The sequence below is a fragment of the Pseudoalteromonas sp. S1609 genome, assembly GCF_005887255.1.
GTDB lineage: Bacteria > Pseudomonadota > Gammaproteobacteria > Enterobacterales > Alteromonadaceae > Pseudoalteromonas.
On sequence record NZ_PNDJ01000100.1, the window covers coordinates 1 to 12,555 of the forward strand.

Here is a 12,555-nt window from a genome sequence, read left to right on the forward strand (position 1 = left end):
GCGGTCAGCGGTCAGCGGTCAGCCAAAATTCAATGACACACAAGTTCATAATGAAAGCCCTCGTTAATAAAAAACGCGATACTAAATCGCGTTTTTTATAATTTACTGATAGCTACAAACTGACAGCTAGCTCGTTAGATTTCGTTTCACTCAACCCAGCCTACGTAAAAACGTTAAAGCCCTAATTCGGCCATAAAGTCGTCGTCGCTATCATCTTGCTTTGGCTGTTTTACTTTTTCCTTATCCGCTTTTTGCTTGGCTTCGTTTGCGATAATGTCGTCTGGGTCTATGGCTTCTACAATGTCAAAATCGTGAAGTTTAATAAACTCTGTTTTATCCATCGCCAACTCTAAATAGAAGATATTTTGGTTGCGAGTGGTAAACGTTACACGGCGTGCTTGCGGACGATCCATAGTGGTATCAACCGATATTTGCACTTGCTTGTTAATAGCCATCATTTTTGGCTGATTTTGGGTAATAGAGGTATGTAGCTGTTCACGCACTTTTGACGTGAAGTCGCCCACTATTTGGTTCATCAACTCACCCATCACGTTTGAAACGTCATCAGATAAGTGACTATGCGCGATCTCCTCTTCTGGCATGCCCATATTACGCATATAGTCGCCGTAAATTTCCATCGCAGCTTGCGCCGTAAAGTTGGTAACGACTAAACCGGTAAAGCCCCCATCAAATAAAACAAAACAGCCTATGTCTGGTCGCATACAAGTACGAGTAATTTTTTGTACCATGGCTGAATAGCTGATCTCGTTGCCGCTGGCTGATGAAAGTACACCCGTTACTGAGTGGCATAATGTTGCTAATATATCGTCGGTGCTAATAACTTTACTTTTGCTCATTTAATAATCTCTTTTATACTTATTCTTCATAATTCTAGTCAAGCTACTGAATTTATCACTGACTATCCAGTATAAAATGTTAAAATAGCACTATTATTTTCAAAGAGACTGCCTTCGTGAGTATAAAAGACAGTATTTATGCCTCTGAGCAACAAGTAAAAGACTTTAGTTTTGATCAAAATGTGGTTGAAGTATTTCCCGACATGATCCAACGCTCGGTACCCGGTTACGCCACCATAGTCAGTACTATGGGGAAATTAGCCGGTGAGTATGCTCAGCCAAATTCAAATTTGTATGACCTAGGCTGCTCGTTAGGGGCGGTTACCCTAAGTATGCGCCGTAATATTCAAACTGATAGCTGCCACATTATTGCTGTAGATAACTCACAAGCCATGGTGGAGCGTTGTAAGGTACATTTACAAGGGTTTAGATCTGATGTTCCTGTAACTGTAACTTTAGGTGATATTAACGAGCTCGATATTCAAAATGCATCGGTAGTGGCGATGAATTTCACCCTGCAGTTTATTCCACCAGCGCAGCGCAAAGCGGTACTTGAAAAAATATACGCTAATTTAAAGCCCGGTGGCGTTTTGCTACTAAGTGAAAAAATTAAAGCCGAAAACGAGCAATGCGATAACCTATTGATTGACTTGCACCACGACTTTAAGCGTCATAATGGCTACTCTGAGCTTGAAATAAGCCAAAAGCGTACCGCCATTGAAAACGTAATGCGCCCCGATACACTTAGCACACATACACAACGTTTAAGCGACATTGGTTTTAGCCAAACGCAAGTGTGGTATCAATGTTTTAATTTTTGCTCAATGGTAGCAATTAAATAATTTAGAGAGTGACACATGTCTGCATGGTTTAACCAATTTTACGCTGCAATTGCACAAAGCCCACTTAGCCACTGGCTAGAAACCTTGCCCGCGCAATTAAAGCATTGGCAACAAGAGGCTAGCCATGGCGATTTGCCTCAATGGCAAAAAGTACTAAAAAACTTACCTGAGGTATCAACAAACCACGTTGATATTGTCAGCAAAGTAGCAATAGGCGCGCCTGGCGAAATGACTGAAGGCGAGCAAAAACAAACCACGCATTTATTAAAACGAATGATGCCTTGGCGTAAAGGCCCATTTAATGTGCACGGTATCGACATTAATACAGAATGGCGCAGTGACTGGAAATGGGATCGACTCCTACCGCATATTGAGCCATTAAAAGGCCGTACTGTATTAGATATTGGTTGTGGCTCGGGTTATCACCTATGGCGTATGCGCGGTGAAGGTGCTCAGTTTGTGGTAGGTATTGATCCATCTGACTTATTTTTATGCCAGTTTCAGGCAATTAAACACTTCAACCCTGATGAAAACGTGCATTTATTACCATTAGGTGTAGAAGCCCTGCCAGAGCTTAAAGCATTTGATACGGTATTTTCGATGGGAGTACTTTATCACCGTCGCTCACCTATCGACTTTTTAGCGCAATTAAAGGCACAGCTTCGCCCTGGTGGTGAGCTGGTGCTTGAAACCTTAGTTATTGAAGGCGATGAAAACACCGTACTGGTTCCGACCGACCGCTACGCGAAAATGCGTAATGTATGGTTTATTCCAAGCACTGCTGCATTAAAACTGTGGATGGAACGTGTTGGCTTTAAAGATGTGCAAATTAAAGATTGCGCTATTACAACGCTCGACGAGCAGCGTAAAACTGACTGGATGGAAAACGAATCCTTAGTTGACTTTTTAGACCCCAATGACACCAGTAAAACCATTGAAGGTTACCCTGCTCCACTTAGAGCAATACTTACAGCTAAAGCCTAACTTGCAGTATTAAGTTTTATTTTCATATTAAAAAGCGCCATTGGGTGCTTTTTTTGTTTACTAATACAGCAACTACCGGACAAGTGTCCTTGTCTTTAAAATCAAATCTAGATTTCAACTAGCCGCGCTCCTGCAATTGTTGTAAAATACGCGCGTTTCTAAGTAAGCATCAAAACAACTATTTTGAGGAAAACCTGTGAGCGAACAAAAACAGTCTCTAAGCTATAAAGACGCGGGCGTAGATATCGACGCTGGTAATGCACTTGTTGAGCGTATTAAAGGCGTAGTTAAAAAAACTCGTCGTCCTGAAGTGATGGGCGGAATTGGTGGTTTTGGCGCACTTTGCGAAATTCCTGAAGGTTATAAGCAACCCGTACTTGTAGCAGGCACTGACGGTGTTGGCACTAAGTTACGTTTAGCAATTGACCTTAAAAAGCACGATACTGTAGGTATCGACTTAGTTGCGATGTGTGTAAATGATTTAATAGTACAAGGCGCTGAACCCCTGTTTTTTCTAGATTACTATGCAACGGGTAAACTAGATGTAGACACTGCAGCCGACGTAGTAACCGGTATTGGTAAAGGTTGTGAAATTTCAGGTTGTGCCCTAATTGGTGGCGAAACAGCTGAAATGCCAGGTATGTATGATGGTGAAGACTACGACATGGCAGGCTTTTGTACCGGTGTGGTAGAAAAATCAAAAATTATTGATGGCACTAAAGTAGCTGCAGGCGATCAGCTAATTGCGCTTGCTTCTAGCGGCCCTCACTCAAACGGTTTCTCACTAATTCGTAAAGTATTAGAAGTCTCTAACGCTGATACTAACCAAGTGATTGATGGCAAAACCTTAGGTGAGCACCTTTTAGAACCAACACGCATTTACGTTAAGCCATTACTTGAGTTGTTTAAGCAAGTAGATGTGCATGCGCTTTCGCATATTACTGGTGGCGGTTTTTGGGAAAATATCCCTCGTGTATTACCTGAATCTGCTAAAGCGGTTGTTAAAGGTGATAGCTGGCAGTGGCCTACTGTATTTAGTTGGTTGCAAGAAAATGGCAATATTACCACTCACGAAATGTACCGCACATTTAACTGTGGCGTAGGTATGGTGTTAGTAGTACCTGCTGATCAACTTGATAACAGTTTAAACATTTTAAAAGATCTTGGCGAAAACGCATGGCACCTTGGTGAGATTCAAGATGCGGTTGCTGGCGAAGAGCAAGTTGAAATTGTAGGTGGTGCTGCGTAATGGCACCCACTCGTCTAGTAGTTTTGATCTCAGGCAGTGGCTCAAATTTACAAGCTATTATTGATGCCTGTGAAAGCGGCGAGATAAACGCTCATATTGCGGCTGTTATTAGTAATAAAGCAGACGCATATGGGTTAGAGCGTGCAAAAAGTGTAGGCATTGCTACGCAAGTACTGAGTCATAAAGAGTTTGACTCACGCGAAGCTTACGATGCCCAGTTAATGCATATAATTGACTCTTTTGAACCAAATCTAGTTGTATTAGCTGGGTTTATGCGTATTCTAACTCCTAGCTTAGTGCAAAAATATGTTGGAAAAATGTTGAACATTCATCCATCTTTGTTGCCTAAGTACCAGGGGCTGAATACCCACCAAAGAGCAATTGATGCAAAAGACGACGTTCACGGCGTTAGTGTTCACTTTGTAACTGAAGAATTAGACGGCGGACCGGTTATTCTTCAAGCTAAAGTGCCTGTATTAGCAAACGATACAGCAGACACGCTCGCTAAACGTGTGCATGCGCAAGAGCACATAATTTATCCTTTGGTGGTCAAGTGGTTCAGTGAACAACGACTTACGATGGAAGCAGATTATGCAGTTCTTGACGAAAAACAACTTCCTGCACACGGCGCGCACTACCCAAAATAAAAAATTAAGTGCTTGGCTATTATGTGCGGGCACTTTATTACTTCCTACCAGCCTGATTGCAGGCGAGTTAACCCAGTATCAAGCTAGTTATGACATTTTGCGCAAAGGCACTAATCACGGCAAAGCCGAGCGTGAACTAAAAAAACTCGATAATAATAACTACCAAGTCACTTACCACAGTGATATTGAATGGATGATTTTCTCTGACTCACGTCAAGAATCATCAACCTTTAGCTTTATAAATGATAACGTAGAGCCAATTCAGTACGTTATGATCCGCACAGGCACTGGGCCTGACAAAAAGTATGAAATTAACTTTGACCGTCAAACCAAAACGGTTACCAGTAACACCAGCGATTACCCGTTAAAATGCCAATGGCATGATAACTTCCAAGATGGTATTTCTTATCAAGTACAAGTTCGTGAAGGTCTTAAAAAAGGCAAAACCAACTTCTCGTTTCCGTTGGTTGATAAAAAAGGTAATTGCCGTGACTACGACTTTGAAGTGGTAGAAACCGAAATGATTTCTCTGCCTATAGGTAATGTAGAAGCAGTGAAAGTTAAACGCTTATACGATAACGATAAACGCCAAGCTTTAGCCTGGTTTGCCCCAGAAATGGATTACATGCTAGTGCGCATGTGGAAGGGTGAAAAAGGTGTGGAGCAGTTTGAAGTGCAAATGAAATCGTTTACCGTGATCAACCCACCTGCTTTACCTGCAGAAGTGAAAAACGAAATAACACCAGAGTAAATTGCTTACAAGGTGCAAATGAAAGGCCCAAGTGTGACAAACATAACTTGGGTTTTTCATTTTTAACACTTATACACTTTATCAATTTGAAACTTTGAGTCAGGTTTCGTTTCACTCTAGCTACCCAAGCTACATTAATTCACCCATTTTAAATAACGCAAACTCTCCTGGCTGCATTTTTTGCCAGCGCTCATCATTAGTTAATGGCCTTGTTGCTATAACCGTTACTACATCGTTTGGTGTGGTTTCTTGTTGAAAGTCGATCACCATGTCAGCATCAATCAATGTAGCTTTACCAAATGGCGCACGGCGCGTTATATAATGTAAGTTATTAGTACAATACGCTAAAACAAATACACCATCGGTCAATAACATATTAAATACGCCCTTTTCACGCAGTGTATGTGAAAGCTTGGCGGCGTATCTAAAAACCGATGCCATATTACTTGGGCGCTTTGGATATTTTTCGCGAATTTTGTCAAGTAACCAACAAAAAGCGAGTTCACTGTCGGTGTTTCCCACAGGGCGATAATACTCTGGTTTTAAATCGTGATAATTTGAAAGCTGCCCATTGTGTGCATAGGTTATTTCGCGCCCCCACAACTCTCGGGTAAACGGATGAGTGTTTTCAAGACACACCCGACCACGATTCCCTTGGCGAATATGACTAATAACCGATACACTTTTAATTGGGTACGCTTTTACCAGCTTTGCTATTTCTGACTGGTAACTGGGCTCTGGATCTTTAAAGGTTCTGCAGCCTTTACCTTCATAAAAAGTAATGCCCCAGCCGTCTTTGTGCGGTCCCGTGTTTCCACCACGCTCCAACAACCCTGAAAAACTAAAACAAATATCCGTTGGCACATTGGCTGACATGCCAAGTAATTCACACATAAAATAAATAAACCTTAAATTCAATAAATTAAAACTAAATAAACAATTAAATCTGGCACGCGGTCACAGTTTTGGTTTCACTTTGGATTTTTGTGTGCATATAATTTATTTTTATTTCTTTAATGACGTTATTGTTAAACAGCTGAAGAGCGTTAGCAAGTGGATACAAATTTATATTGATAATTATATTAAGGCTATTGACTCGAATATTTCTTAGCTAATGTTTTTCTATTATTATCTGTTTATAACTTTCCGTATCTATTTTCACAAATCCACCAATAGGAAAACATATATGGGGTGTTGTATGTCCAAAGTTTAAATTATAAAGCACGGGGATTGACGCTAGCTCTCGCTTAGATTTTATAATTTTTTTAAGTAAGACCTCAGATACTTCTGACTTTAATTGAAATTTCCCAATGACTATTCCTTTAACTTTATCGAAATGTTTTTGATGAATTAATGATTGAAGATCTCTGTCAAAGTTTGAAGGGGATGTTAACTCATCATCTTCAATAAATAATACAGAATTTGTTAAATCAGGCATAAATTCAGTTCCTTGAAGTAAATTTAAAGTGCAAAGGTTCCCTCCAACTATTTTTCCTTCTGCTTTGCCATGGTTTAAAACTTTTATACCATTGTCTTTATAAAAGTTTCTTTTTTCCTGATCTATAAACCATAAGTCATCACTCCACTGTGCTGGATTTATAACTTCATAAGGAGCACTTGAGAATAAACACTTTTTAATATAATTTATTGAAAAGTCAATCCCCTTGAGCATTCCCAAAGTTGAGTATGCAGGCCCAGAGTAAGTTACTAGTCCAGTTTTATGAAATATTGCATTTGATAAAGCTGTAGTATCAGAATAACCACAAATAATTTTTGGATTTCTTTTAACAATCGTATAGTCAATATACTTTAGTAATTGATTTACATTATCGCCCCCGATAACAGTAAAGATAGCTTTTACTTTTTTATCTAAGAATGCTTCATGTAAATCTTCAATTCTTTCTTCTATGGATGAAGACGAGAAATCATCTATTAATTCACAGTTTTTTGAAAATGATAATTTGAGGCCAAGCTCTTCAAATCTTTTATTTGCTATTTCTCGAGTCTCTTTGTCAATAATTGATAAACTTCTTGAAGGCGCAATTATCCTAACCTCATCATTCATTTTTAATTTATTAGGTATTATCAATTTACCTCCTACCAAATACTACTAATTAATCATTCAATATTATCTAATATACTATGTATCATTTCTCGACTCTTAGCTCCTTCGCAGCTTAAGCACAACACTTTGATTGTTTATAACACACAAAAACGGCGGTAAATGGTGTCGTGAACGATATCAATTAATATCGTTCTATTTTTAATAAGCGTACACTGAACATCATAAGTATATTTACTTAATTAAACTTATATTACTATTAGATTAAGTGATTTTTTAACGCTTATATTTTTTATAACAAGCCAAAATAAACGATTACTGTCAAACTGTTCGTATAACATACAACGGATTGTAATAATCGTACCGATAACTACACTTTAATCTAAGTAATGTACTTGAAACTTAGCGTTACTAGCGCTACTCTAAACGAGGTGGTCTGACCTCTATTAAGGAATTAGCAATGACACTCATATTTACACTTGGTTTAATCGCACTGCTCAGCATTGCGCTTTACCACAGAGCGAGTTGGAACACAGCACTTGGTGTTTCTGCCGCAACATTATTAATTGGTACCTTTGCTGGTGCTTTTGGTTTAATTAGCTGGGTGATCTTTTTAATCATCGCAGTGCCTCTTTCTGTTACTGGTATTCGCCAGCAATACATTATCAAACCTATTTTCACCATCTTTAAAAAAGTAACACCGAGCATGTCTGACACCGAAAAGTCAGCTATTGATGCCGGTACTACGTGGTGGGAAGCGGATTTATTTTGTGGTAATCCAGATTGGAAAAAGCTTCACCAGTATCCAGTTCCAAAACTTACTATTGAAGAGCAGGCATTTATCGACGGCCCTGTTGAAGTTGTATGTAGTATGCTTGATGATTGGGAAGCTACGCATGAGCTGACTGATTTACCTCAGGATGTATGGCAATATCTAAAAGATAACAAGTTCTTTGCCATGATCATTAAAAAGGAATACGGCGGCTTAGAATTCTCTGCATTTGCACAATCGTGTGTACTGCAAAAACTAACCAGTAAATCAACATTGCTTTCGTCAATTGTTGGTGTACCTAACTCGTTAGGTCCAGGTGAGCTATTACAGCACTATGGTACTGAAGACCAAAAAAATCATTACTTACCGCGTTTAGCAAGCGGTCAAGAAATTCCATGTTTTGCACTTACCTCGCCAGAGGCGGGTTCTGATGCAAGCTCAATTCCAGACTACGGTGTAGTCTGTAAAGGGCAATGGAATGGCGAAGAAGTAGTTGGTGTAAGCCTTACATGGAACAAACGTTACATAACACTTGCGCCTGTAGCTACGGTACTTGGTCTAGCATTTAAGTTACAAGATCCAGATGGATTATTAAGCGACGTTAAAGAGCCAGGTATTACCTGTGCACTTATCCCAACAGATACCCCTGGGGTAGAAATTGGTCGTCGTCACTTCCCGCTTAATGTGCCGTTCCAAAACGGCCCTACTCGCGGTAAAGATATTTTCGTCCCACTTGATTACATTATTGGCGGCCCAGAAATGGCTGGTCAAGGCTGGCGTATGCTAGTTGAATGTTTATCGGTTGGTCGTGCTATTACGTTGCCGTCAAATTCAGCCGGTGGCATTAAAATGATTGCAGTAGCAACCGGTGCTTATAGCCGTATTCGTCGTCAATTCCGCTTACCTATTGGTAAAATGGAAGGGGTTGAAGAATCAATGGCTAAACTTGCTGGTTATGCTTACAGCTCAGACGCTGCAGTAAGCATGTCTACTGGCGCAGTTGATTTAGGCGAAAAGCCATCAGTTGTGTCGGCGATTATTAAGTACCACCTTACCGAGCAAATGCGCGATTCAACCATTCATGCAATGGACGTGCTAGGCGGTAAAGGGATCATGCTTGGGCCAAATAACTATTTGGGTCGTGGCTATCAAGGTGCACCAATTGCCATTACCGTTGAAGGTGCAAACATCTTGACCCGTAATATGATTATTTATGGTCAAGGTGCAATTCGTTGTCATCCATTTGTACTTACCGAGCTAGGTGCGTGTGAAATTGAAGACCGCGAAGAAGCGCTTAACGTATTTGACAAAGCGCTAATGGGTCACATTGGCTTTACCATGTCTAACTTAGTACGTACTAAGTGGCTTGCGCTTACTGGCGCTCGCTTTACTAGCGTGCCATACAAAGACGAAACGGCAGAGTTTTACCGTATTGCGTCTCGCTTTAGTGCATCACTTGCACTTATGTCAGACATTAGCATGGCGGTATTTGGTGGTTCTCTTAAACGTAAAGAACGTATTTCAGCCCGTTTAGGCGACTTATTAAGTTACCTTTACTTAGTATCTGCAACGCTAAAACGTTACAACGACGAAGGCCGTAAAAAAGAAGATTTTGCATTGGTTCAATGGAGCTGTCAGGATCACCTTTACCACTGCCAGCGTGCACTTGCTGATTTAATCAATAATATGCCGTCGGCTCCACTACGTGGTGTTTTAAAAGTATTGTTATTTCCGTTTGGTCGTCCGGTTCGTAAACCTACCGACAAACTTGAGCACAAACTAGCGCAGTTGTTACAAGTTCCTAGCGAAACACGTAATCGTTTAGCAAGCTATGTATACCTTACAAACGAACCGCTTAACCTTGTAGGCCGTCAAGAGCAAACGCTTAAAGACGTTCTAGAAGTAGAGCCATTGTTTGAGCGTGTATGTAAGGAGAAAGGCGTAAAGCTGCCATTCTTCCAGCTTGATAAAGTGGCGCAAATGGGTTTAGAAGCGGGTATTTTAAGCCAAGCAGAAGCCGATAAGCTTGCTGCAGTTGAAAAAGATCGTCTAGACGTGATTAACGTTGATGACTTTGACCCTGCAGATTTACTTGCTGGCAAAGCAGCGCGTAATAGCAAAGCTAAAGCTAAAAAGGCAGATGCTGCTTAACTAATTTAGTAAAGCTAGCATTAACCCTGCTAAAATTAGCCAAACCAGCGCATAATGCGCTGGTTTTTTTTGCGCAAAGTAAACCTGTATTACACACCACATATTACCAATAGAAAATAATGCAATATTAATGTGACCAAAAATAACGCTATAACTTATCGTTGCTACTAAAAACAGCAATAGGCTAGGTAAAAACTGGCTAATATAAAAGGCACGTTCTCGCTGGCATGTTTTAAAAAACAATCGATACTGCTCGTGAACTTTACCGCAATCAAATTGCAAAGAGCTACTAAAGAGCACAATAAAAGCCATGGTCAACACTACGAGTATAGGTACCAAATCAGCACGTTCGTTTATTAGTGCCGCTGATGCCATAAATACACATAAAAGTAGCGACACGCGCCAAACAAGTATCCAGCTATGGTTTAGTAAATAACAAAACCAAAAACCAAATATTGAACTTACTGCAATTCGCCCGTTAACATTAACCACGGGAACAAAAAGACTCAGCGTAAACAGTAAAGCAAAGCCTATATGATAGGTGAGCGGTTGTATATAAATAGGAACACACACTAATATCGTGCTAAATATAAAGCCATATATCAGTGCGCTGGGTTTGTATATGCACAAAACGCCCAAGCTAAATTGCAACAACATAAATACAACAAAGTGCGGTACTTTAACCCATTGTGATAGCGTTAAATCTAGCGCAATTAATACACTGGCTATTAACCAAGCATTGCTTAGCGTTAATAATTTAATATCAACTAAATATAACCACACTGATCGCGCAATAGTTTGCTGGAATAGCCGCTGCTGACTATTTTTAATTGCTGACTTCATTGCGCCGAGCATCACACTTTGTAATAACAAATAAAATAAGGCCATTTGTGCACCGTATTGTGGTGCTGCGCTACTGTCTATAATTTTTCCGAGACCTAAAAAAAGTAGCAATATCAAACCCAACATCGATGAGCCTAACACCACTAAAAATAACAACCCAAAACTTTTCAGTTGTAATAATAATTGCTTAAGCTCTTGGTTATAAGCTAAATACCGGTAACCCATAAACACTCTATATTGAGCTAATGGGTGTTTACTTGGTGCAATATTCATAACGATATGCGCTCAAAGCCATGTTCAACAAACACAGTAGGTTCGTGACAAGTAATAATAATTTGCCCGTTTGGTTTATCTGCTAAGTAAGCGTCAAGTAAGGAAAGAAGATATTGGATGCTTGCCTGATCAAGGGATGCGCTCGGCTCATCAAGTAATAGATAAGGTGCCTTGCGCATTAATGCTAAAATTAACTGGCACTTTTTTTGATTGCCTGAGGATAATGCATCAAAACGCGTATTAAGAAATTCGCCAAAATTAAAACCACTAACCATTGCATTAGGCCATGGGCAACCGAGTGTACTAACAGATAAATGTATAATTTGATTGGCAGTTAAAAAATCTGGTAAAGCAATACGATCAGTAGCAATAGCGACCTGTTTATCTAGTTCTTTAAGTGTTTCCCCTGCAGATAAAAATGTGCCACTTTGCGGCTTTTCAAGCCCCGCTAGCATCATAAGTAACGTGGTTTTGCCTTGGCCGTTAGGTGCATCAATACACACTTTTTGGCTGCTAAACACCTTATTGTAATCATGGTATACAACGTTGGCGGCAAACTGCTTATTTAAGCCAATCACTTCAATCATAAAATATCCTTTTTAGATCAGCTTTATATTATAAATAAACTTTTATAATAAACAGAACCCACCCCAACAGCTTTAAAAAACAATAACGATAAAGTAGCGTCATTTTCTAATAGCGACAAACCTTTTATAGCAAGTTGAAACAGCATCAGAAGCTCTGAAACCGTTTGTATCATCAACAGCGATTCACCCTAATAGTTCACTATAAAGATAAGCTTTTTACATCTGCGGCGTTATGACTTAGCCTAAGGACAATAAGAACTGTTTTAAAAGATAATTTGAATTTTGATAACACGTAAAGCTTTGAACTAAACTAAAAATTAAACTAGGTGTTTTTTAACTCAAGCCTATCAAGGCTGACTTGTTAATTGTGACTGATAGCTGATAGCTGATAGCTGATAGCTGATAGAAAATATATAAGCTGTTATTAATAAGGAAATTATTTATTGCTTGTTATTGAGGAAATAACAAGTGGCGGAGTGGACGGGACTCGAACCCGCGACCCCCGGCGTGACAGGCCGGTATTCTAACCAACTGAAC

11 protein-coding genes are annotated in these 12,555 nt (G+C 39.7%); 6 read left to right on the forward strand and 5 right to left on the reverse strand.

The window, feature by feature from the left end:
* Positions 1-173: 173 nt before the first annotated feature.
* Positions 174-857, reverse strand: a complete 684-nt coding sequence (locus CWB76_RS18700; RefSeq protein ID WP_138609641.1) for a DUF3334 family protein — start codon at positions 855-857, stop codon at positions 174-176.
* A gap of 116 nt (positions 858-973) precedes the next feature.
* Between CWB76_RS18700 and cmoA the strand changes: the two genes are divergently transcribed.
* The 5 genes from cmoA (at position 974) to CWB76_RS18725 (ending at position 5,330) form a co-directional block, all read left to right on the forward strand.
* Positions 974-1,699, forward strand: a complete 726-nt coding sequence (gene cmoA, locus CWB76_RS18705) for a carboxy-S-adenosyl-L-methionine synthase CmoA (protein WP_008111640.1) — start codon at positions 974-976, stop codon at positions 1,697-1,699.
* 15 nt (positions 1,700-1,714) lie between these two features.
* Positions 1,715-2,683: a tRNA 5-methoxyuridine(34)/uridine 5-oxyacetic acid(34) synthase CmoB gene (gene cmoB / locus CWB76_RS18710; protein ID WP_138609643.1), complete on the forward strand. Its 969-nt coding sequence runs from the start codon at positions 1,715-1,717 to the stop codon at positions 2,681-2,683.
* Positions 2,684-2,879: 196 nt separating this feature from the next.
* On the forward strand, positions 2,880-3,932 hold the full coding sequence (gene purM / locus CWB76_RS18715; RefSeq protein WP_054202176.1) for a phosphoribosylformylglycinamidine cyclo-ligase: 1,053 nt from the start codon (positions 2,880-2,882) through the stop codon (positions 3,930-3,932).
* On the forward strand, positions 3,932-4,579 hold the full coding sequence (gene purN, locus CWB76_RS18720; RefSeq protein WP_054202175.1) for a phosphoribosylglycinamide formyltransferase: 648 nt from the start codon (positions 3,932-3,934) through the stop codon (positions 4,577-4,579). Before purM ends, purN begins: the two co-directional genes overlap by 1 nt.
* The gene (locus CWB76_RS18725; protein WP_249363196.1) at positions 4,533-5,330 is read left to right on the forward strand and encodes a DUF3108 domain-containing protein; all 798 of its coding nucleotides are present in this window, start codon (positions 4,533-4,535) and stop codon (positions 5,328-5,330) included. The genes purN and CWB76_RS18725 overlap by 47 nt, the downstream gene beginning before the upstream one ends.
* Positions 5,331-5,459: 129 nt before the next feature.
* Here the strand turns inward: CWB76_RS18725 and CWB76_RS18730 are convergent, their stop codons facing one another.
* Positions 5,460-6,224, reverse strand: a complete 765-nt coding sequence (locus CWB76_RS18730) for a class II glutamine amidotransferase (RefSeq protein WP_138609645.1) — start codon at positions 6,222-6,224, stop codon at positions 5,460-5,462.
* A gap of 217 nt (positions 6,225-6,441) precedes the next feature.
* Entirely contained in the window at positions 6,442-7,419 is a 978-nt protein-coding gene (locus CWB76_RS18735) for a S66 family peptidase (RefSeq protein ID WP_232735458.1), read from the reverse strand.
* Between the two features lie 433 nt (positions 7,420-7,852).
* Here CWB76_RS18735 and fadE point away from each other — a divergent pair, with 433 nt between their 5' ends.
* The gene (gene fadE / locus CWB76_RS18740) at positions 7,853-10,315 is read left to right on the forward strand and encodes an acyl-CoA dehydrogenase FadE (RefSeq protein WP_010391432.1); all 2,463 of its coding nucleotides are present in this window, start codon (positions 7,853-7,855) and stop codon (positions 10,313-10,315) included.
* Here the strand turns inward: fadE and CWB76_RS18745 are convergent, their stop codons facing one another.
* Positions 10,316-11,431 (reverse strand): DUF6136 family protein, encoded by a 1,116-nt coding sequence (locus tag CWB76_RS18745; protein ID WP_138609647.1) that lies wholly within the window; start codon positions 11,429-11,431, stop codon positions 10,316-10,318.
* Positions 11,428-12,018: an ABC transporter ATP-binding protein gene (locus CWB76_RS18750; protein WP_138609648.1), complete on the reverse strand. Its 591-nt coding sequence runs from the start codon at positions 12,016-12,018 to the stop codon at positions 11,428-11,430. Before CWB76_RS18750 ends, CWB76_RS18745 begins: the two co-directional genes overlap by 4 nt.
* Between the last annotated feature and the right edge of the window lie 537 nt (positions 12,019-12,555).